We start from the raw sequence: 22,836 nt of genomic DNA on the forward strand, positions 1-22,836 counted from the left end.
AACATTTTGTTGGAAAGAATCTCAATAAAATCGGTGACCACTACTTCATTATAACTATGCTTTAGGAGATGTAGAAATGAGTATTTCTCCAGCAGGGAGAAATGAATTCTCTTTTTTATTGTTACGGCCGGGCATGCTCCGCTGGGGAGTTTTTTTACGATAAGTTGTGACTATAATGTTAAAAGTGACCCAAATGGTCTAATTGGCCAAATTATCCTAAAATCTGTATTTTTATATTTTTAAGAAACTACTAAAGGATATGCAAATATTTGAAGATTTTTTATCTAATCCGGCAGTTGTTTCTTTATTGAAAATCAGCCTGCAAGGTTTGGTCATTCTGCAACAAACGGGTGAACCATCTTAACCGGGTCAACAACCCTGTCATATTCCTCACCGGATACATAGCCCAGTTTCATGGCCGCCTCCCTGAGACTAAGGTCGTTGTCCATGGCGTAATGGGCAACCTTTGATGCCTTATCATATCCAATCACCGGCGAGAGAGCTGTCACCAGCATCAAAGAGCGGTTCAGGAGGTAACTGATCTGTTTTTTATTTGGTTCTGTCCCTTCAACCAGAAAGACCCGGAAGTTGTGGCAGCCGTCGGCCATTATCCTGATCGACTGCATGATATTATGGATAATTAGTGGCTTATATACGTTCATTTCCAGGTACCCTGAGGCTCCGCCCATTGATACGGCGGTGTCGTTGGCCATTACCTGAATTGAGAGCATGGCCAGGGCTTCGCACTGTGTAGGATTGACTTTGCCCGGCATGATGGATGATCCCGGCTCGTTGGCCGGAATATTAAGTTCCGCAAATCCACAACGCGGGCCGCAGGAGAGCAGCCGTATGTCATTGGATATTTTGAAAAGTGATACTGCCAGGGTCTTCAGGGCCGAGCTCAGGAAGATCAGGTCGTCGTGTGCACCCTGGACCGTGAACTTGTTGGGAGCAGACACAAAAGGCAGCCCTGTCAGACCTGCTATCTCTGAGGCAGTCTGTTCAGCAAACTCCGGTGCTGCGTTTATGCCTGTTCCCACGGCTGTACCTCCAAGGGCCAGACGATAGACACCGTTTAGTGCCTCTTTGATCCGTTTGATCCCATCTTCTATCATTCCTGCATATCCGGAGAACTCCTGGCCCAAAGTAAGAGGGGTGGCATCCTGCATATGGGTACGTCCGATCTTGATTATATCTTCCCATTCCCTGGCTTTCTCTGCGAGGGCATCATGCAGTTTTTCCACACGCGGAAGAAGCATTTGGGTTGTACCTATGGCCGCAGCAATGCACATGGCAGCAGGAAAAGAATCATTTGATGACTGGGACATGTTCACGTGGTCATTTGGGTGGACCGGATTTTTTGTCCCTGGCTCTGTTCCGGCTAACTGACAGCAGCGGTTGGAAATAACTTCGTTAACGTTCATGTTAAACTGGGTTCCGCTGCCGGTCATCCATACGTGCAGGGGGAACTGGTCCCTGTGTTCTCCTGACAATATCTCATCGCAGGTCCTGATTATCAGATCATATTGCTGATCCTCCAGTCGCCCCCCCCTGTGGTTGACAATGGCTGAGGCTTTTTTGAGAATTGCATATGAATCTATCATTTCCCCGGGGATAAGTTCATCACCGATACTGAAATGCTCCAGAGATCGCTGGGTCTGTGCCCCCCACAGTTTGTCTGCCGGAACTTTAACTTCGCCCAGGCTGTCGGTTTCTATCCTGTATTCACTCATTTTCCCCACCTGAATCCTCCACTACTATTTCCGGGTACACGGGCTGCCACATTGCCTGTGCCACGATACTTTCAATATCTTCGGGGATTAGCGTGGCCACTTTTTCTTCGATGGCCTTTTCTATCACTTTTTGGGCTACAATAGCTGAGACCCTGCGGAGATCGCTGACCATCGGGAGCAATGGGGCCCCGGCTCCTGACACATCGCTCATCTCCGAAACGGCTTCGGCTGCGGCAGCAATCATGCCGTCAGTCACCAGTTTGGCCTTGCAGGTGACGATACCCAGGCCAAGTCCCGGATAGAGCATGGCGTTGTTGGCCTGTGGAATGACGTAGGTCACACCGTTGTAGGTGACTGGGGCGAAAGGAGCGCCCGTGGCAACCAGAGCCTTCCCTTTCGTCCACCTGATCAGGTCAACTGGTTTTGCTTCATGCAGCTCAGTCGGATTAGAGAGAGGAAAAATCATTGGCCGTTCGCAATGGCTGGCCATGTCCTTAACGATTTCTTCGGTAAAGGCACCCGGGCGGGTGGAAGTACCTATGAGAATAGTGGGCTTTACGATTCTCACAACCTCAGCAAGGGAGATACTGCCGTCTTTTTCTTTATTGAAACGGGACATTTCATTTTCCGGCCGGGCAAAAGATTCCTGAAAGTCACGCATACCCTTAGGCATGCCCTGGTACAGCAGGCCGTGACTGGCCAGGCACCAGATCTGGGAAGTGGCATCTTCATGGGAGAGGCCTGCCTGGACCATTGCGTCACGAATCTGGTCTGCAATGCCTACTCCGGCCGTACCCGCCCCGAACACGACTACGCGCTGGTTCCGTATGGGAACTCCGGTGACCCTGCACCCGGAAAGAATTCCGGCCAGGGTGATGGCTCCTGTCCCCTGCATGTCATCATTAAATGTGCAGAAGCTTTGGCGGTATTTGTTAATCAGCCTCCTGGCGTTGCCCGGGCCGAAGTCTTCCCAGTGCAAAAAGCTGCCCGGAAAGCGCTTTTTGACAACAGAGACAAATTTATCGATAAAAGCATCATATTTTTCGCCCCTGATCCTTGGATGACGGCAGCCCATATACAGGTTGTCTTCAAGAAGTTCTCTGCGGTCGGTGCCCACATCCAGGCCTACGGGAACGACCCGGGCGGGGTGTATGCCAGCCGCTGCAGTGTAAACAGCCAGTTTACCTATGACAATGTCAACACCTGCCACGCCCCAGTCCCCAATGCCCAGGATTTCCTCTGCGTCCGAGCATGCAATGATGTCCACGTCACCGGTGCCAAGTCCCAGGTTGTCAAAAGCAGTCTCAATGCTCTCAGGATCATCTATGGATAAGTATATCCCGCGTGGACGGCGGTAGATATGGCTGTGCTTTTCAATCGCTTCACCGATCACCGGATCATAAATCAGGGGGAAGGTCTCATGCATGTGGTCGCAAATTGTGCGGTAAAAAAGCACTTCGTTGCGATCGTGCATGGCTGTCAGCGCTATGTTTTTTAACAGAGGTGTCGGCTCTGCACTGACCTGTTCCCAGACTCTTTCTGCCTGCTCTTCAAGAGTGGCTTTTCCATAGGCAATAAGCCCCTTAATTTCCAGTTGCTCACGTTGTTCTTCGGTAAAGGCAATACCACGGTTCAGCAGAGGTTCACTTAACACTTCTCTTCCCCTTGCTGTTACATGGTACACATCGCCTGTGGTTTTTCTCTCAACCGTAAATTTACGTTTTGACATAATTAGGACTCCAGTTTTTATCTAAAATAATCAGGTATACTCTTGTTTGTTACTAATTTGGCCGGCTATTTAAAATTACATTATAAACATACTGCAAATTACGTTACGTGGGTTATTATTTATTTAAATCTTTATAATGTGTCCACATATATAATATATTGAAAATGGTCTTCAATATCTTTTATATTGTTGATACTCTGATTAAATGCTAACCTGAATTGTACTGCAAATTTCTTGATGAATGCATGTTCATTAATTGCAGGCGAATGGATTTCTGATACACTGATGAAAGGGGGAAATCGATCTTAATCACTTCTGACGGAAAATTAATTGAGGCGTGGACCTCTGCCGGGACATCGGACAATACAGGACCTGAAGATAATGGAAACCACCGGCTACAGGGCAAAGTATCCCGATGAAGTAAAATTGGATGATGTATAAAATTTTCGAAATATTCCGGAAGAATAAGTTAGGCGGTATTCAGACCTTTCATGAACTGACCAAAAAAAACATTTCCCCCGGAGACGAGAGTCCTGAGCGAAATTCCGAGAGCAGCCGTTGTCTTTCCCGGTCGCGTCCGGGGTAGTTCATATCGGCCTGCATACACAGTACCTGCAGAGGGTGGGTTCGCCATCAAATATCTTACCTTTCCTGCTGCAGTAGTAATGTCCGTCCTCCCCTTTTATAACCTTTAAATCCGGAACGTCGATGCCCGGCGGGTGCAATGGTTTTTTCGCTATAAATACCAGGTAAAGTGAAATGTTGGTAACATAACACCTCAGGTCTGTTTCTCCTGGTGCATATTCATCAAAGTAACGGTTGAGAGCCTCCCTGAACTCTTCAACCCGGTCGGATTCGATCACAATATCAGGATTCGGACAGGCTTCGTTCATGATCTCCCTGTATGCCGCGTAGTCATATTCAACTAAAATCGAAGATTGCGTAGCGGAATCCTTTGAATTTGTTTCATGTATACATTTCATAAGGGAGATATATTCTGAGATCGTGCTCAGATCGTCTTTTATTGCTTCAAAAAGCTCTGACGCCTTCATCAGCTGCACCCGCTCCACCCGCAGTTTTTGCAGATCCCCTGATTGCATCCCTCTCCGAAGTCCAGCGGTTCACCACATTCCGGACACAATCTCTTACTGCCGATATCCCGGATCTCCCAGTCCTTGAGTGTGGTTATGGTCTGGTTGTTTGCCGTCAGGTCGATACATTTGCCGACTACGTCTGCGCACGAGAGCCCTTCGGACTGGGAATTTTTGATGGCCGAGATACAGTTGACCTTCGCAAACTGCCTGACGAACTTAATATATGGGACTCCGTTTTGAAGCCCGGTGCTTATCGCACGACCCAGTGCACTGTTGTTTGCATCGCATCCGCCGCTTCCAACCGTCCTTATGAAGACCTCAATCGGTTTTCCATCCAGGAGATTGACAGTTACATAGAGGCGGCAGCATCCCGACTGGCACATATAAGTCCTGCCCGCCAGCTCTTTAGGACGTTCGATGCCCTGGCCTTGGGCCGGTGCAGTCTTTTCTGAATTTCCAAGGGAGAGAACAACGGAGTCCCTGCTTCCTGTCCTGTAAATCGTGATTCCCTTGAGTCCAAGAGTCCATGCAGCAAGAAGCGCCTCCTCGCAGTCCTTCCTCTCCGCAGAGTTTGGCATATTTATGGTCTTGCTTATCGAGGCATGCACGTATTTCTGAAATACTGCCTGCATCTCTATATGATCCCTGTAAGAGATGTCGAGTGCCGTCTTGAAAAGTGAACGGAAATCGGCCGGCAGCCATTCAAGATCCTGGATCGATCCGGTATCATGTACATGTGCAATGACCTCCTCCTCTCTTTTTTTAAGTTCATCCCCCGAATGTCCCTTTTCACTGAGGGTGGAGTGAAGGGCCTCCTTAAAGACCGGGCTTACAATGAAAAACGTCTTTCCGACAGTGTTCATTCGCGTATATGCAAAGGAGAAAACAGGTTCTATTCCGCTCGAACACCCTGCTAAAAGCGATATCGTTCCGGTCGGCGCTACCGTCGTCATGGCCGCGTTTCTGACCTTCCTCTCCTTCCATGTGCTTTTCTCCCATTCAGGGAATGTCCCAAGTTTTTCTGCGAGTAACTGCGACTCTTCAACCGCAGTTTCGGTTATTCTATGCATAATTTCCCCGCACCATTTTCTTCCCCCGGGAGAGTCATAGGGGATTTTAAGCATGAGCAGGGCATCGTGTACGCCCATAACTCCCAAACCTATCTTCCTTGTCTTCTTAGTTGCCTCTTCTATCTCCGGTATAGGATACACATTTGCATCTATGACATTGTTGAGAAACCTGACCGCCATCCTGACCGTGTCATCAAGAAGCTCCTCATCAAACTTACCTTCATTTATGCAGGCCGCGAGATTGATGCTCCCGAGGACACAGCTTTCAAACGGGAGAAGCGGCTGCTCTCCGCACGGGTTCGTGATATCTATGTCCCCGAGTCCGGGGGTTGGGTTGTGCCTGTTTATTTCATCGTAAAAAAGAACTCCCGGCTCACCGTTTTTCCAGATCCCGTCTACTATTCCATTCCAGATCTCACCTACGGTAACTTTGACACCTGTGACCGGATGTTTGATCCAGATTTCATCGAATTTCCGATCCCTGACCAGAGTCATGAACTCGTCATTTACCATCACGGATATGTTGAAATTTGAAATGCTCCCTTCCTCTTTTTTGGAGGTAATAAAAGAGAGGATATCGGGGTGCCAGACATTGAGTATTCCCATATTTGCACCACGGCGCCTTCCTCCCTGTTTGATGACATCGGTGGCTGCATTGAATGCCTTCATAAAAGAAACCGGTCCGGAGGCGACCCCGTCCGTCGACCTGACAGGAGAACCTTCTGCCCGTATATGCGAGAAATTGTAGCCGGTTCCGCCCCCTGTTTTATGGATGACTGCACCCTGCTTCATGGCGTCGAATATTCCTGGGATTGAATCAGGTACCGGAAGGGTGAAACATGCAGACAGCTGGCCGATTTCCGTTCCGGCGTTCATAAGTGTCGGTGAATTAGGGAGGAATCTTAGAGATGTCATTGCCTCGTAAAAAAGTTCACGATCTTTTTCATCGCTGGCAAGAGCAGAGGCTACACGGTGGCAGATGTCTTCAAATGTCTTTTCCCCTTTCCGGAGATATCTTGCAGAAAGGATGTTGTCTGTAATTGTCGAAGTGTTCATCAATATGGCTCCATAAATAAATTTTTGAGGTTCATCCGAGTTTAAAGCTTGTTTTCTTCGTTCTGGATGGCCGGGCAGAAGTTGCAGATTGAAAAGGGTAAATCTTTTTCATGGTCCCGTATAGGGCATAAGAATCTGCCATCTCTCTCCTCAACTTTGAACCCTCCCGGAAATGGCATCCCGACCGGATGACCGGGATTGTCAAGGACGAAGATGGTGAAGGCAGATACGATATAGTAAAAACACCTGTGTTTCAGAGTGTACCTGAACGGTAGTTTCTGCGTCGATTCGTCACGTTGCAGGCACCCTTCGGGCAGCATCCGGCAGAAAGCAAGGAATGTTTCACGGTCTCTGATTGACTCGCTCATGGTTGAAAATCTGGCTGTCCGTTGATATAGCAGAAGCTTGTGATACGCCCCGAAGAGCCAGTCCTTCAGGTAAGGCGAGACCTGTTCCCTGTAGGGCGACGGCAGTCTGCAGATTTCAGCATAGAGCCAGCCCCCGATTACCTGTAGATCTGTGTTATTATAATCAGCCAATTCGGCTGCAAGGATTGATCCAAGTTCCCCCTTTGTCTTTGCGCGAGCTATTCTTTGAGAAATGGAAAAGATACTATCCTCTTCTTTTTCCTGTACGGATTTCTGACTCACTCCAACATAGTATACTAATAATACTACTTTAATGTCGTAGAGCAAAATTGTATACTATGCAATCTGATTACTCAAAGATAAAAGCTCATTTCCCGATGCAACCTGCATTTAAATACAAGTGCTGCCCTGCTCATGTTGCTATTCGAGTTCTCGGGAAAAAGTGGACTCTGCTGATACTGCGTGATATCGCAATATTAGATATCAGGAGGTTTGGTGAGATCAAAAGATCTCTTCCGGGCCTCACACCAAGGGTTCTCTCGATGAGGCTTCGTGAACTTGAGGAAAACGGATTTATTGAGGCTGAGGTTATCAAAGAAAATCCACGTGTGGTCGAATGGCATCTCACCGGGAAGGGTCAGGATACCATATCAATACTCCTGGCATTTATGGAATTTGGTGCGAAGTGGTATCCTGCCGAGGTATTTGAGGATGGTCAGAGTCATACTCTTGAAGAGCTTTATCCGGAAAAAAACGGAGCCTGATATTATTTTACAGACAACTGATGTACACAGACACCGCGAAAGAGTTCGCCGAAGAAAGGCATGCTCTACTGCAACGGTTTCCCGACGCACTGGAAGATGAGACCATAAGTGCCGGGCATGCTCCGCGAGGGACTGACCGTTTACTTCTTGATTGTATAATATGTATGTGAGCCCGAACCTTTCTTCTCGGCGAGACCGAGCTTTTCCAGTTTTTCGATTCTCCTGAGAACCGTATTTTTGGAGATCTTCAGTCTCGCTGCGATATCTCCGCTCTTCATTGGAACATTTATAATCTTGAGGATCTGATTATCCGTATCATCAATTGATGAAGATAGCACTTTTTTGAATATCACTGAAAATGTGGAGGAGCCCGCCTTAAATTCGACCGAACACATCGGGTGGTTCTCAACCTCCTCTTCGATCATCTTTATCCCGAATCCGTATCTTTCGATGTAGCCCGAATCATAAAGGAGGTTTGACAATGACGGGTTTCTCGGGATGTGTTCGGGATCTTTGATATCCACTCCGGGCATGAGGCCGCCGGGATTTTTTATCTCGAACCTGTCGGGATATACGAGGATCTTCACATCCGCACTGATTGTATAGTTCCGGTGGCAGACTGCGTTTATGAGGGCTTCACGAATCGCCCGCGGGGGGTATTCCTCGACTTTTATTCTTCTTGTCCCTGCCACTACATCGATCTTTTTTATGTCTCTCAGCAGGTTATCGTATGCCTCTTCGATAACCTTCCACACGGGCCCTTCATACTCTTCGCTCCACATGGGCCCGTCTTCACTCATGCCCACCCGTCTTATCTTTGCATAGGCGATGTTCTCGGTGGCCTCAGTGAAGAACAATATTCCTGCGTTTGTGAGTTTATCGTTTTTTATAGCCCCGGCACTCCTGAGATATCTGGATCTGTTGTCGTCTGCGATTGTTTTTCCTCTTGTCTCCTTCACCCTCTCAAAGAACCAGTCGATGTAATCGGAGCGGGCGTCTTCCTTTGGGAGCATGGGGATCTCGTCCCAGTTGATGGTTCCCATCTCCGATGAGAGCATTACAATCTCCTGGAGTGAGAGGGGCCTGACCCCTGTGCCTGTCCTGATATACACGATTCCGCCAATCGAGCAGAGGTTGGAACTTTTGTCGACGGTGATTACGAGGAGGTCTTTGTCATCTACCGATATCTTCTGTGTCTTTATTGCCGGCGGAGGTATTATCGACTGAACCGAGCTTGTAACCTTCTCGATTGTGTCTTTTACATCTGTACCGACTATTTTTCCCGCATCCGAAACTCCGACGATTATCTTTCCGCCGTCGGAGTTGGAAAAGGCGGCGATTTCGTGGTGGATATTCTTTCCGGCCGATTCCTTGAATTCAAGAACTTCAGATTCTCCGGATTGTATTAAGTAGATGAGCTCCTCCAGATCCATGGTTACTGTTGCACCATGTTTATAGAAAAATGTAACGGTAGATTAGTTACTGTTCCATTTTATGGGTGAACGGTAATGAACGGTAGATTGTGTGATGAATAGGATTTTCATTTTTGTTGTTACGGCCTGGATGCCGCCACCGACCCAGTTACCGACCCAGTTGGCGACCCAGTTACCGACCCAGCAGGAAGATCCTGTCATGAGACTGCTGTTGTCACTTGCCGACGGGGGGATATCTTCCGGGAATCAGCGAATAATTCTGAATATTAAGCACCGACAGACATTCAGGGACAATTACATGCATCCTTTTTTTATCCAACCAAGAGAGCCGCATTCTCGACATAAGGAAAGACAAATGCCGTAAGCAGAAGAGCGACAGCGAATATGATAATTGCTGCAACTGCCAGTGGCAGGGTGTAATGCTTCATCACCGTCGTGATGTCATCGCCCGTGGTTCTCTGCACGAGCCAGAAGTACGGATCGGTCAGGTATGAGATGAAGCATGTCCCGGCCGAGATCATGAGTATCAGCGGAACCGGGTGAAGTGTTTCTGCAAGCCCGGTGGTGGCAATTATTTCTGACGAGATCACCGCGGTCACTACCCTGGACCCCTGTACGGTTGCAAAAACTGCCGCGATTATGAACGGAACCAGGATATCGGGAAGTACGGGGATCATCGAATCCATTATGCCGTTCGCTATACCCGAACCAACTATCACCTTCCCTACCGCTCCCGCGGAACAGAAATCAAACAGGATTAACCCTGCAAATTTAGCACCTTTTGAAAAACTTTTCATTCTGATATCAGGAGGAGCAAGTGCAAGGGCGGTTATCATTCCTGCAAGCATTATGAATTGCGTGAGGATAAGATGGGACAACTGCAAAAGAAACAGTCCAACAGGTATCGCTACAAACATTACGATAAAAGGGGCCCATGCACGGATCTTAATATTGGCGGGAATCTTCTCTTCCGGTAGTATCTCCGGCGGTACGGATTCAACTGTTTCTCTTTTTGTCTTCCGGTACAGGAAACCGGAGAGTAGCAGAATGATTACGAGAATCGCAAACGAGAGAGGGATTGTTATTGCGTCAAAATTAAAGACCGGATAATCAGGCGCTAGACCGGTCAGGAGAGGTATCGTTGCAGGGGTCGGAAATATCAGGACATAGGATATGATGCTGCCTACCGCTACGAGATACAGGGGCCTGTTTGATCCGGGAGTTTTGTCGCCAGGTTTTTTCATCGCCGGGGCGATCATCAGGTAAGTAGTGATACAGCATGTAGTCGGAATCGAGAGTATGTAGCCGATAATTCCGGCGTTCACACCGCGATCTTTTATGTCGAATCGCAATCCGGAGATTATTATATCCAGCAAACCCTGGTCGGAAAGCAATCTCACGATGACAATGCCGGATAGTATGATAACGGCAAACGAAGAGAAAATATTCCCCATCCCTTCTATCGCCCACGTAAGGACCTGTTCGAATCCGAATCCCGCAAGAAGGCCCATAACGACTGCCCCAGTGAACAGGAACAGGAATGTAGGAACCTTCCTGGAAAAGGCGAGGATTGTAATGTATGCCAGTGTGATGATCAAAACCGGAACAGGATCCATTGAAAGATAGTTGGAAGGAGAAATTATTTAGATTTTGTTTTTGATGTGACAACTTGTCTTCTCTTGGATCACTGATTAGGAGGTCTCCTTAATATTTTGAATAGTGCCGAGGCAATTGTTTTTATCGTGAGTTCTGGGAATTCGGACTGTGTCAGGCAGATGAACTCTTTCAGTTCTTTTTTCCACCGTTGCATCGCATTTGTAGAAAATTGAACAGTAAATCCGGTTACTATTCCATTTTTGGGTGAACAGTAGTGAACGTTAAATGTTTCTTTGGGAGAAATGAATTCTCTTATCATGTACCTGCCGGGATTCTCCTGCGGGTTTGCATCTACTGTATGTAATGCCTCTATCACTCTTGTCCGAATGCTAAATCTGCAATTTTTCATCAGATTCAGAAATTAAAGGATTAATCCAGGACTATTTTTACAAAACAGGATCCTTGTACCTATATTAAAGTTGTAATGGTCTCATTGTTTTTTATAAATCATTATAATATTATTATACCAGATTTACAAAACCTGATTTTTAAATTTGAAATTTTTAAAGGGAAAAATAATGTTGATATCGGAAAAATGTGTTGAATGTCTTCTGGGAAGGATCGAATTTGAATGCAGACTGACCACCGATGATGAAAAAATCATCAAAAAAGCTGTCAGCGAATGCAAGCAAAAAATTATGGAAAATATAAATTCACAGGTCCCCCCTCCGGAGATATCAAGCGAACTTCACAGGCATGTCGGCACCATAACAGGCAATAAGGACCCATATAAGAAGATCAAGGAATCCAATAATAAAGATGCAATAGAACTTGAGAACAGAATAAAAGATAAATTAACGAACCTGCACGACTACTGTCTTGCTGCATCTATTGGAAATACGCTGGATTACGGGTCCCCGGAACACGAAGTGACAAAGAATCTTGATGTTTTTTTCAGGGAAGAGTTTTCAAAAGGCTTTGCTATTGAGAACATCAGAGATTTCGAGCCTTTTTGCAGGAATATTATATATATCTGCGACAATTGCGGCGAAATCGTATTTGACAGGCTCCTCATTAAGTATCTTAAAGAAAAAAAGAGAGCAAGAATTGTTGTTGTAGTCAAGAAAAATCCTATAATTAATGATGCAACCCTGAAAGAGGCAAAAGAGCTCGGCCTGGATATAATTGCAGATAAAATACTAACAAATACAGATTCTCAGGCTGAAGTCGGATTTAATTCTTCATTAATATCCGGAGAACTGGAAGATGAGATGAAAAATGCAGATTTGATAATATCCAAGGGTATGGCAAATTATGAATCATTAAGTGAATACAAAAAAAAGAACAATATTCCCCCAATTGCCTTTCTTATGATGATCAAATGTGAACAGGTTGCAGATTATTTCGGTGTCCCAAAAGGATCAAGGGTAGCTTACCTTGAGAAATAATCCGGTACTTATGATATTGACTAAGCATCTCGCAAATGATGCTTATAACTATTTTTTGTTCCCCCTGAGTCATAATGATAAATAAAAAATCGTCTTTGTGGAAACAAGTATTATTCAGGAGTTTATTAATCCCGATGAAAATCAGATCATTCACTCTTCTTTTTCATGGTAAATCCTTAAACCAACTCTTCATAAAGTAACTGGATTGAAAAATAATTCATCACCATAGTGTTAAAATGAGGATTTCTACAGAGCCTCGCATTTTTTTATTTTAAAATTTTAAGATTAGGACAAGTTTAAAAATTCGTCTCATGTCAGTCCTGCCGGTCTGATGGTCGATATTGTAACCGATTTTATTAAGCGCTTTTATTACTTCAAGGTAGGATAGTACAGGTAATTTTGGCATCTATCAGGCGTTTATTTCAATGGTTTCTTTTATATATTGACGGTGGAGGTGGGTTTTGCCTTCCTGTGTGCAATGACCGGGATCGACATGCCTGTCATCGATAAACGGAGTGCTGACTCCCGTTTTTTAATTCTTCTGAAGACTGCGTTTAGGATGTCCAATAATTATCAAGAGAAATCCTCAGATATACGCCTTCAGTCTCCAGATAAGGTATAGCGGAATCTCCAGAACCTCGCCGTATTCATCCGAATGTCTGGCAATATTATTAAGACTGGTCCGGACAGCAACACGCGGGCTGTATTTTTTCCTGTACTCTGCCAGACTTCTTGAACGGGTATTTCCTGCTGATTTAACCTCGATAGGAACGACATCAATACCTTCCTGTACGATATAATCAACCTCGGCAATCCCGCCGGATTTCCAGAAATAGGGTCTTTGGAAATCGTTTGCAATAAGTTCTGTCAATACGAAATTTTCCGTGAGAATCCCACGCATGTCGGCGGTCAGCGAAGAGGTGTCAAAAACGACATCTGCCGGAAATTTGCTCATCCTGCGTAAAAGTCCTACATCCGAGAAATAGATCTTGAAGTATGTAATGTCCGCATAGGCAGTAGCCGGAATATATGGCCGTTCGATCTTTTCGATTTTATAGATTAGCCCTGCCGATATCAGCCATTGAAGGGAGTCTTCCAAATCACGGGCACGCATCCCCTGCTTTACATGGGCGAATATGAATTTCTGATTATCCTTTGCAAGCTGTGCCGGAATTGCATGCCAAATTAGGGAGAGTTTTGGAAATTCGGATACGGACGCATATTTCACGAAATCTTTTTCATAATTGCCGAGAATCTCGCTTTGTTTTGTTTCTACAAGCCCGATGTCGTTGTTATTTATCCATGAGCTGACAACCTCGGGCAGACCTCCCGTGATCAGGTATTCGCGATATGCTTCTTCCAGTTTGCCGGTAAATACAGCAGACACCTCTTCATCCGGGGACAAAGTATCCAGGTACTCGTGAAGGAGCTCTTCATCCTTTGCCAGTAGAAATTCCGGGAAATTAAGAGGATACATCTTAAGCACCTGCACCTTGCCTACCGGAAATGAAACATTTTTTCCCATCTGTGCAACAGCCACTCCCAACAGGGAACCGGCGGCAGCAACGTGGAGTTCGGGCAGATTTTCGCAGAAATATTTGAGAGATGTTATCGCACGTGGGCAGATCTGGATCTCGTCTAATATGAGGATGGTTGTTCCGGGCCGGATGGATTTATTCCTTAGAATCCCAAGGTCTTTAATGATTCTTGAAACATTCAGGTCGCCTCCGAATATCTGTTGCAGCCGGTCATCATATTCGAAGTTGAAGTAAGCGATATCTTTGAATTCCGCTTCGCCAAAGTGCTTTAATATCCAGGTTTTCCCGCACTGGCGAATTCCTTCGATAAGCACCGGTTTACGACACTCACTGTCTTTCCATTTGAGTAAAGTATCGTAAATGAACCGTTTCATAAAATGACATTTGCACTTTTAAGTATATATTATGTGTGTAAATTACACATTTTTGCAACTTATTTTGTGGATGATGTACACATTTATACAACTTAATGTCAGAAGAGGGGTTTTTATAAGGTTTCCTGTCTGCATGCATTATGAAAATTTTATGTTTTCGAAAAAAAGCCCGAATTGTCGTTTTTCCGATCCACACAGAAGCCTCAGAACGGATTATTTCAGGTCCCGAAGGGTTAAACATCATCTGAAAAATTTGAGGGCCTTCTACGGGCCGATATAAAAATCAACAAATTGGCCTTTAATCCTAATAATATCTGAAAATATGGCGTCTTTCAGAACAACTCATTAATCAGGTAAAATCGGATCTGAAAAAAACCTAAAAAGAGCCCAAATTAAGCTCATTTTCCCCGGAAAGGGAGTCGAAAAGAGTCTCCCTCCCCGGTGTTCGAAATTCTGTTCAGGCAAGAGCGGCCACTGTGTCGGCCCAGGTCTCGACAACGGTCAGGATGGAGTTGTCCTCATAGGAACTGATCCTGACCTTGTCACGACTGAAGGTGACATAGTAGGTCTCGCTGTTTGCGTCATGGCACTTGAGCTGGCAGGAATAAGTATCACTGTCTGCATCGCGGACGGGATCACCGCCAACGGCAACGGCAAGATCCGCGTCTGCGAGGATTGCGCCGGCAGCACTGTTCATTGAAGAAACAGTGGGGCACTTGACGGAAAGAGTTCCGATCTTCTCTGCCGCATTATCCTCGAAGACGATCTTCACGGTATAACTCTCGCGGTTGACCTCTACCCCGTTGTGCGACACACCGCTCTGAGTGTAAGCAGTGCAGCCGAAGGGGTTGTCATCGATCACCGACTGGATGATACTCTGGAAAGTTGCAACGTCTGCGATGGAGGCTGCAAGCTCACGAGTGGCCGACTTGGTGTTGGTAGTTTCGATGAAATCTGCCATTCGTTTTTTCTCCTGCCTGCCTTTTCCCCGGGTACTGGAACAGGCATTTAATTACTCGATCTTTTGGGTAATTAGCGTGACTGTATCAGATAGTTGATACAGTTTGATTTATCCCTGATTCTGCCGAATTTATCCGCAGGAGTGAGCGAACGCACGATGAAAGAAGAGAAGAGTAACAGGGACATGATCGTCGAGACGAACCGGGATGTGAAGTGGATCTGCAGGACGCTTGAGGAGATGAAGGAGTCCATCGGGGACCACGAGAACCGAATCCGGGATCTCGAAGGTTTACCATGCAAATCACGGTGTGATTTACAGGAAACACGTCTTGAACATCCGTTCAACACGTGTTTTAAGTCGGAGTCGGCGGGCCGCGAGAGGCAGATCTCCGCCGGGGTCGGGGCTGGTGCGGGCGGTCTTGTTGCTGTGCTGATGAAGTTTTGGCAATGACGGATGTCATTGTCGAACTCTTTGAAATTACGGAGTAATTTCATGGGGTTTTTTGGTGGGTCTTAATTCACTGGTCATGTGATTTAAAAGGAAGCGGCACACTTGCCGAATGACTCTTCCTTTCAATTTTCTCCTTTAATTTTAACGAATTCCAAAACCCTGCGACGGCTGTTATCCAGTAGAACCCGAACATTGCTGCTAGGTAATAATTCGATGAGTAAACTCCTTCGAAGAACCAGATCAGGTTTGCGATGATCCAGCATGAGAAGCCGGAAAGTCTTGATGCGGCTTTTTTTCCTGCAACAAGGGCGGCCCCTGATATTCCCAGGATTACGGCGATGGTCTGAAGAGGGTCGATGGCTGCGAGTAGTTCTGTGATTGTCATTGTTAAGGCTCCTTAAAAAATTGGGCGTGAAACGAATGTTTCAGGCACTATTGAAGAAAATTCTGTAGGAATTTTCTGTTAAATGGATTTTTGGTGATCTCTCTGGATTGGGGTAAGGTGTCCCGGCCGGATTATTGACTGCATTCAAAGAAACAAGTCGGTACGGCATATTGTGAAGACCCGTTGACTCAACAGTTCGGAGTTGTGAGAAATGTCCTATGTTTTTCCGACCGGGGACGATCATAGGTTGCTTAGCTGGATATTTAACCGGGGAGCGGAAGGGGTGAAAGTAAACAATTTGATAATTTCCACTTTCACCAGGCACAGAATTCATCCTTATACCTCATCATAAAAATTCATAAGAATGAAGAGAAACTTGCTAATGGGGGACCAGACTCTCTTCAGGGACCCCGATATTTTTGAGATAGATCATGTACCGGAGCAGTTTAATTTCAGAGATACGCAGCTCAGCGAACTGGCCTATGCCATCCGGCCGGCGATGGCCGGGGGTCGACCGTTCAACTCAGTTCTCCGGGGCCTTCCCGGAACGGGGAAGACGACCTCGGTCCGGGTGCTCTTCTCCGAGATCGAACAGACGACTAAGCGGGTCCTGCCTGTATATATCAACTGCAAGAATGACCGGACACGGGTTTCGATCTTTGGTTCAATATTCAACCGGATCTTCGGGCACTATCCGCCGACCACCGGGATTGCGTTCCGGAAGATCTACAATGAGATAGGAAATTACCTTTCGGAGTCGCGGACGGTTGCAGTCGTATGTCTCGACGATGTAAATTATCTGATGTATGAAAACCGGCTGAATGATATTCTCTATGTGCTACTCCGGCTTTATGAAGAATTCCCGGGTGCAAGACTGGGCGTAATTGCTGCGGTGAGCAACATCGAGGTTGACTTTATGACCAAAGTCGATTCTGCGGTCTGGTCTGTATTCAGGCCCGTTGATATTTACTTTCCTGCTTACGGCTACGAGGAGGTCCGCGAGATCCTTTCCCGGAGAGTACGCTGCGGTCTTTATCCGGGGGCGATGTCAGGTGAGGTCCTGGATCTTATTACTCAAAGAACGGTTACAGCGGGGGATCTCCGCGTCGGCCTTGCGATAATAAAAGAATCTGTTGCAAATGCTGAGAAGGCGGCAAGGAAGGAAGTCCTTGCAGAGGATGTATCGACATCTGTCTCTGCGAAGGATATCCGGTTACGGGATGCAATCGGGGGCTTGTCTCCGGAGGAGAAAAAATTCCTGGCGGTCCTGGCTGAAGTGGTTCGTGACAGTGAAGAGCTGCCGACCTCCGGAATTCTTTATGAGATTGTGAATAAGAGGCTTTCAATGGGTTATGCCAACTTTCACAAGCGGCTGAGGAAGCTGGAGTCGATGGAGATAATTTCTATGAAGTCTCTTCAGGGGAGAGGACAGACCAGGGAGATTTCACTGAGGTATGAGGCCGGGGAGATTTTGAAGGTTTTGTGAATAATATGTTCGGTTTGAAAACCTCCTGCATTAATGGGCGTTCTATTCTAACCTTTATTTGGGGAATACCTTCTTTTATAACAAATTGAGGGAAAAGTGGGGAAATGTCCATCTTCTCTAAGCTCTTTTTTTACCTTATATCAGGTCAATCGATCCTTATTTTGTGCAGGATTTCACTTATACTATTTTTTGCTCTCAGAGCCCGGTGAAAAATTATCCTCCTCTCCAACCCCGTAATGAATTCTAAGATATTCCCAGATCTTCTCAGATTTTATCCAGCCGTCATCCAGCATCTTTACAATCCCATCGATAATATTGACCTGTGATATTATTTTTTCAGCCGAGCCGGGGCAGTTGATCTCAGCGATACCATTTATCACCATGAGCGGATTTCGTATCTGGTCGTTCAATGTTGCAAGCTGTTCCATATTCGTTTCGATTTGTCTCAGGGCCTCTTTCTCACGAATTTCCGATTCCTTTCTTTCAGTGATGTCGCGGATTATGGAAACCCTGCCTGTGTGGGTTTTATTATAATGAAAAATGGTCGAAATCGAATGCTCTGTCGGGAAAGACGTGCCGTCTTTTCGCTTCATACGAAATTCAAATCTGGGAATTCTCTGATGCTCGCGGACATATAGAATAATCTGTTCGTCGAATATCTTCAGGTGGTTCTTATCGATATGAAGCATACTTATATTCTTCCCGATCAGTTCTTCACGATTATATCCGAATATTTTTTCTGCTGCTTCATTGACAGTTCTGATTATTGCCGGGTCATCATCGAGAACAAATGCCGCATCCTCCAGGGATTCGAATGTTCTCAGGAACAGTTCCTTTTCGCGTTTTAATTCTTTTTCAGCCTTTTGGTTTTTTATAACCTCCCACATAAGATTTCCAAGGGTTGCAAGGGCGTCAGCATCATCATCAATATAGGACCTCTTTTTATTGGCTACAATAATTATTGCGGTTATTTTTCCCGCATCGAATATTGGTACCATAAGGAGACGTTTCATCATGACATGACCTTTGGGAAGGCCGTGTTTTGCCGGATGATATGCTGAATAGTCATTGATTATTACAGGTTCACGGTTTCTGATGCATTCTGCCCATATTCCTGCGGAATGAACTGGGAAATGAACCGGATTACCCTGAACAAGGCATTTATCCATCACCCCCTTCGACCAGCTGTGAATGGTAATATCCGATTCATCCGGTGAGATGAGCCCTATTAGACCATACTGGCTTTCTGTCATAGACCGGCTGCTCTCAAGTGCATGTTCCATTAAATCTGTTTCTGATCCCACGGCAACTGTCTGGTAAAGGTCAAGCAGTGATTTTACACGTAACAGGTGAAGCCTGATTCGATCATTTGATCTCTTTTGTTCTGTCACATCCCAGACCACTGATATAACAAGACCTTTCCTTTCAAGGGGAATATTTCTTGCACTGATGAAGGTCGTCTCTTTACCACTCCGGCTGATAGGAATGTCATCCCAGTGCATCCGCTCAGGATCACCGCTATCCATATCCTCAAGAACTCTTTTCTTTATCTTCTTCCTGAATTTAGGATCTTCGTATACATTCTCCCAGAATGAATCGGGGGCCTTAAGAGCTTCTTCGTCGACCCTGTAACATTTAAGGAAATTCCTGTTGAAATATTCGAATTCTAGTTCCGGTTTTACCGAATTGACCGCGATTCCCACAGGAATGTTGTCAAGAACAGTTCTAATGTATGCTTCATTCTCCTTTAGTTCGTTCTGGGCCTGAATGACTTCGTCAAGTTGCTGCCTTAATTCCTCTTCAGTGGCGGCAAGCTCCTCGTTCTTTCTTTTAAGATCCTCTTCAGCTTCTTTTATATCTGTAATATTGTGATGAGTACCTACCATTCTGAGAGGATTTCCGTCCATATCACGCTCAATAACAGTGCCTTTGCTAAGTATCCAGATTATTTGTCCGTCTTTACCGGTCATCCTGTACTCTGAATCGAATGCCGCGGCAAGCCCTTTAAGATTTTTATCAAGTTCTCCGAGCACTCTCTCGCGGTCCTGTGGGTAGAGGAGTTTGCTCAGTGAATCGAAATCATCTTTAATTTCATCGGGAGAATAACCCAGCATCCGGGCCCACCGTTCATTGAATATTACTTTTCCTGAGGGTATGTCCCAGTCCCAGGTTCCGAGTTCACCGCCCCTGATCGCCATCTGAAGACGATTGAGAAGATCAGACCTTTCGGTGGTATCCCTAATGATAGTGATGCTTCTGAACTCTCCGTCTTCTCTGGAAAGATTAGAGCTAACCTCTATAGATATAATTCTTCCATCTTTGCGAATCATTCTGCTTTCAAATATGGCTCTGCCTTTTTTGAAGATCTCATCGGAAATTTTTTTTGCTGTTCCGGGAGTTTCAGGTTCGATGATATCCGTCATAGAGAGCAGCCTTAATTCATCTGTTGAATAGTTAAGCATCTCTTCTGCTGCTTTATTAGCATCAATAATTCTGCCCGGACGGCGTTCGGGAGTGATTATGTGAACAATGATGGCATCGTTTGCATTTTCAAAAATGTTCCTGTAGCGGATCTCACTATTTTTTGAAGCCTCTTCCCTTCTTCTACAGGCGACTATCCTGTTTATCGCTGCGGAGAGTTCGCCCAGCTGTGATTCCGGATCTTTTGTAATTTTTAAATAAAGATCAGCACCAGCATTTAGTGCTTCAACAATCACCTCTTCTTCATCCATACCGGAAAAAAAGATAAATGGAGTATTATCTTCATTATCACGAATAGTTCTGAGAAGGGAAAGTGCATCGTCTAAAGGCACACCGTGTCCGGCTACAATTGCGTCAAAATTTGTCATATTGAGGATTTTAACTGCATTGTCCGTATTTTCACAGACCTCTACATTAAATTCCGTGTCTTTGTGAAAAGATTTTGTTTTTTTGAAGTCCGGAGAATCTGTGTCTATATATAAAACTTCGATCCGGTTCTCGTACCCGTTTTTATCAGGTTCGTTCTTCATTTGTCACCCCCCCAGTTATCTATTTGGCCCTGAACTTCCCTTCAGGTATGTGAATCTCGAATCGTGCACCTTCTCCGGGTGTCCCTGTCTCGGTTATCGTGAGACCTGTTATAGACAGAATCTCTCTTGAGAGAAAGAGCCCGAGACCTGAATTCTTGAAATATTCTCTCCTGAATATCTTCTCTTTTACATCCCCCGGAATCCCTACTCCGTCATCTTCACAGTAGATTATAAGCTCATCGGGCTTCTGTTCGGAGTAGAAAGTGATCTCCGTTATGGTCTCGCCATGTTTTATGGCATTATCTGTCAGGTTATAGATCACTTTCTCAAAGAGAGGATCGGCAAACACCTCAATATTTTCTATATTGTTTGTAAACTTTATAGACTTTATATCGCTGACAAATGCGCTGCTTGTACTGATCTTTTCTATAATCTCTCCGACATCGAACCATTGCGGGCTCTGTTCGCCTAAATCCTTGTAATAACCTGTAAAAGTGATCTGCCTCTTTATTGTCTCAACTGCGTTTGTAATTTTATTTATATATTCTTCAGTTTTTGTCTCCTTCGGGATATTCTGGTCCATTTCGATCAGATCCAGGTATCCTGCCGCCACTGTAATCTGGTTGAGGATATCGTGGCGTGTAATGCTTGACAACAGGTTTAGTTTCCTGTTCACTTCTTTTAAAGCATCCTGGTTCTTCTTTTGCTCTGTAATATCTGTAGCGAATAGAAGAACCCCGTAAACCTCGCCATTTTGATCTTTCAACGGAATCTTATCCATGCTTATCCAGAGTTTCTTCCCTTTTGCTGTTATGAATGATTCAATTATCCCGAATTCGGGCTCTCCGGAATTGATTATTTTGAGATCGTCTTCGTAATAGGCGTCCTTATAATGCGGGAACAGATCACGACCTGATCTTCCTACGATGTCTTCTACGGGCAACCCGAATTTTTCTGCAACCTTGGGATTAACCCTGATGAATTTGTTCTTGGTGTCCTTGTAAAATATCATCGCGGGTGCGTTTTCAAAGATGGTATTAAGATCCTTGTTAAGGATCATGAGCTTGGCTTCGGATTCGCGAAGGGCGTCTTCCATCTCCTTTCTGAGGGTAATGTCACGGCCGATTCCCAACACTCCGATAAGTTTCCCGTCTGAGTCATACATTGGTGTTTTAATTGTTTCAAGACATGCACGATGACCATCGTCGGCAAATGTGATCCATTCTTCGTTAGTCGTAGGCCCTCCTGCCTCGACAGCCCTGCGATCGTTCTCGCGGAAAAAATCTGCTAATTCATGATCGAGAAAATCATAATCCGTTTTACCCTTGATCTCCTCTTCTGTTGCCCCGAAGAAGCGTTCAAACATCTTGTTGCATGAGATAAAAACCCCTTTTTCGTCTTTTAGCCATACAAGATCGGGGATCGTTCGTATTAATGTCCGCAGGTATGCTTCATTTTCGCGTAATACAGTTTCATTTCGTTTAAGTTCGGTGATATCGTGTATATATTCTACTGCTCCGATTACTTTTCCATTCGTATCGTAAAAGGGGGATGCAGTAACCCGAAAGTCTGTAATATCCTTTTCATTTTCCGAATCGAAATGTATTTCTGCAGAGACTGTATCTCCTTCCTTTTTCAGGTTTTTATATCTTGAATCGAGAATGTCTCCTGAAATTACCGCATCGATCAGAACCGGTTTTTTATTCCCGTATATAGCTTCAGAATAGGCAGAATCTCCCTTGCCGACGATATCATCTTTTGGAATGCCTGCCACTTTTTCCATCGCACGATTCCAGGCAATAACTCTTTTATCCGTGTCGATTAGAAAAATGGGGTCGGGCAGAAATTCGATGATATCGTCCAGTTTCTGTTCGGCATTCGTCAGCTCTTCTTCTGTGCATTTTTGTTTAATAGAAAGGTACGTGGTTACTCCTGCTATAAAGATGAAGATGCATACTCTTATCAGGGCATCGTAAATAATCTCCGGGTTCTGTGTGAATACGGAGATCAGGATGAAGTATATTGCAGATATAAGAATCGAGAAGAAGAATCCTTTCTTGCCGTAGTATATGCAGGCGATAACGATCGGTATGTAAAAAAAATTCTGGAATATTATGAAACACCCGTTCATCAATGAAATAATGCTGATCGCTATTGCTAATAGCGTGCTCGCGGTTATCAGGTAAACCGGAGCGATTTTGGGAGTCCATACAGGTTTTATGTCACTTTTTTTCATATGTCTTCATAGAATGGGCTTATACTGCCTTGAGATGATTTACGTGACTCATTACAGCGCTTCTGATTCTTTATGAATCCTTCAATGGCTTCAAATCATATCAA

19 protein-coding genes are annotated in these 22,836 nt (G+C 45.3%); 5 read left to right on the forward strand and 14 right to left on the reverse strand.

Annotated elements, in window-relative coordinates; translation table 11 throughout:
* Positions 1-332: 332 nt before the first annotated feature.
* The 6 genes from fumC to MPET_RS05610 form a co-directional block, all read right to left on the reverse strand.
* On the reverse strand, positions 333-1,733 hold the full coding sequence (gene fumC / locus MPET_RS05590; RefSeq protein WP_013329036.1) for a class II fumarate hydratase: 1,401 nt from the start codon (positions 1,731-1,733) through the stop codon (positions 333-335).
* Positions 1,726-3,462: an NAD-dependent malic enzyme gene (locus MPET_RS05595; RefSeq protein WP_013329037.1), complete on the reverse strand. Its 1,737-nt coding sequence runs from the start codon at positions 3,460-3,462 to the stop codon at positions 1,726-1,728. Before MPET_RS05595 ends, fumC begins: the two co-directional genes overlap by 8 nt.
* A gap of 469 nt (positions 3,463-3,931) precedes the next feature.
* The gene (locus MPET_RS15120) at positions 3,932-4,096 is read right to left on the reverse strand and encodes a cob(I)yrinic acid a,c-diamide adenosyltransferase (RefSeq protein WP_148222191.1); all 165 of its coding nucleotides are present in this window, start codon (positions 4,094-4,096) and stop codon (positions 3,932-3,934) included.
* Positions 4,050-4,514 (reverse strand): DUF2115 domain-containing protein, encoded by a 465-nt coding sequence (locus tag MPET_RS05600; protein WP_013329038.1) that lies wholly within the window; start codon positions 4,512-4,514, stop codon positions 4,050-4,052. Before MPET_RS05600 ends, MPET_RS15120 begins: the two co-directional genes overlap by 47 nt.
* Complete coding sequence (locus tag MPET_RS05605; protein WP_013329039.1) at positions 4,514-6,682, reverse strand: adenosylcobalamin-dependent ribonucleoside-diphosphate reductase; 2,169 nt, start codon at positions 6,680-6,682, stop codon at positions 4,514-4,516. The genes MPET_RS05600 and MPET_RS05605 overlap by 1 nt, the downstream gene beginning before the upstream one ends.
* Positions 6,683-6,723: 41 nt before the next feature.
* Positions 6,724-7,332 carry a DUF2115 domain-containing protein gene (locus tag MPET_RS05610; protein ID WP_048130680.1) on the reverse strand — a complete coding sequence of 203 codons (609 nt, stop codon included), beginning with the start codon at positions 7,330-7,332 and terminating at the stop codon, positions 6,724-6,726.
* Between the two features lie 95 nt (positions 7,333-7,427).
* Here MPET_RS05610 and MPET_RS05615 point away from each other — a divergent pair, with 95 nt between their 5' ends.
* Positions 7,428-7,814 carry a winged helix-turn-helix transcriptional regulator gene (locus MPET_RS05615; RefSeq protein ID WP_048130681.1) on the forward strand — a complete coding sequence of 129 codons (387 nt, stop codon included), beginning with the start codon at positions 7,428-7,430 and terminating at the stop codon, positions 7,812-7,814.
* Between the two features lie 140 nt (positions 7,815-7,954).
* Here the strand turns inward: MPET_RS05615 and MPET_RS05620 are convergent, their stop codons facing one another.
* Positions 7,955-9,247, reverse strand: a complete 1,293-nt coding sequence (locus MPET_RS05620) for an RNA-binding domain-containing protein (protein WP_013329042.1) — start codon at positions 9,245-9,247, stop codon at positions 7,955-7,957.
* Positions 9,248-9,446: 199 nt separating this feature from the next.
* Here MPET_RS05620 and MPET_RS15690 point away from each other — a divergent pair, with 199 nt between their 5' ends.
* On the forward strand, positions 9,447-9,611 hold the full coding sequence (locus MPET_RS15690; protein WP_394295956.1) for a hypothetical protein: 165 nt from the start codon (positions 9,447-9,449) through the stop codon (positions 9,609-9,611).
* Here the strand turns inward: MPET_RS15690 and MPET_RS05625 are convergent.
* Together MPET_RS05625 and MPET_RS05630 are read right to left on the reverse strand one after the other, a co-directional pair.
* Positions 9,559-10,863 (reverse strand): GntP family permease, encoded by a 1,305-nt coding sequence (locus MPET_RS05625; protein WP_013329043.1) that lies wholly within the window; start codon positions 10,861-10,863, stop codon positions 9,559-9,561. The two genes, MPET_RS15690 and MPET_RS05625, sit on opposite strands and share 53 nt — an antisense overlap.
* Positions 10,864-10,931: 68 nt before the next feature.
* On the reverse strand, positions 10,932-11,219 hold the full coding sequence (locus MPET_RS05630) for a hypothetical protein (RefSeq protein WP_013329044.1): 288 nt from the start codon (positions 11,217-11,219) through the stop codon (positions 10,932-10,934).
* Positions 11,220-11,421: 202 nt separating this feature from the next.
* Between MPET_RS05630 and MPET_RS05635 the strand changes: the two genes are divergently transcribed.
* Positions 11,422-12,291, forward strand: a complete 870-nt coding sequence (locus tag MPET_RS05635) for a damage-control phosphatase ARMT1 family protein (RefSeq protein WP_013329045.1) — start codon at positions 11,422-11,424, stop codon at positions 12,289-12,291.
* Positions 12,292-12,877: 586 nt separating this feature from the next.
* Here MPET_RS05635 and MPET_RS05640 read toward each other — a convergent pair.
* Positions 12,878-14,203, reverse strand: coding sequence for an ATP-binding protein (locus MPET_RS05640; protein WP_013329046.1), 1,326 nt, complete (start codon positions 14,201-14,203; stop codon positions 12,878-12,880).
* A 457-nt stretch (positions 14,204-14,660) separates the two neighbouring features.
* Positions 14,661-15,164, reverse strand: coding sequence for a hypothetical protein (locus tag MPET_RS05645; protein WP_013329047.1), 504 nt, complete (start codon positions 15,162-15,164; stop codon positions 14,661-14,663).
* Positions 15,165-15,320: 156 nt separating this feature from the next.
* Between MPET_RS05645 and MPET_RS05650 the strand changes: the two genes are divergently transcribed.
* Complete coding sequence (locus MPET_RS05650; protein ID WP_013329048.1) at positions 15,321-15,614, forward strand: hypothetical protein; 294 nt, start codon at positions 15,321-15,323, stop codon at positions 15,612-15,614.
* 67 nt (positions 15,615-15,681) lie between these two features.
* Here MPET_RS05650 and MPET_RS05655 read toward each other — a convergent pair whose 3' ends face one another.
* Entirely contained in the window at positions 15,682-15,999 is a 318-nt protein-coding gene (locus tag MPET_RS05655; protein ID WP_013329049.1) for a hypothetical protein, read from the reverse strand.
* A 364-nt stretch (positions 16,000-16,363) separates the two neighbouring features.
* On the opposite strand from MPET_RS05655, the gene MPET_RS05660 reads away from it, so the two are divergent.
* Positions 16,364-17,485, forward strand: coding sequence for an ORC1-type DNA replication protein (locus MPET_RS05660; protein WP_013329050.1), 1,122 nt, complete (start codon positions 16,364-16,366; stop codon positions 17,483-17,485).
* A 182-nt stretch (positions 17,486-17,667) separates the two neighbouring features.
* On the opposite strand, the gene MPET_RS05665 is transcribed toward MPET_RS05660, so the two are convergent.
* Together MPET_RS05665 and MPET_RS14430 are read right to left on the reverse strand one after the other, a co-directional pair.
* Complete coding sequence (locus MPET_RS05665) at positions 17,668-20,496, reverse strand: PAS domain S-box protein (RefSeq protein WP_013329051.1); 2,829 nt, start codon at positions 20,494-20,496, stop codon at positions 17,668-17,670.
* Between the two features lie 19 nt (positions 20,497-20,515).
* The gene (locus tag MPET_RS14430; RefSeq protein ID WP_013329052.1) at positions 20,516-22,732 is read right to left on the reverse strand and encodes a PAS domain S-box protein; all 2,217 of its coding nucleotides are present in this window, start codon (positions 22,730-22,732) and stop codon (positions 20,516-20,518) included.
* Positions 22,733-22,836: the final 104 nt, after the last annotated feature.

This window comes from Methanolacinia petrolearia DSM 11571, assembly GCF_000147875.1.
Taxonomy (GTDB): Archaea; Halobacteriota; Methanomicrobia; order Methanomicrobiales; family Methanomicrobiaceae; genus Methanolacinia; species Methanolacinia petrolearia.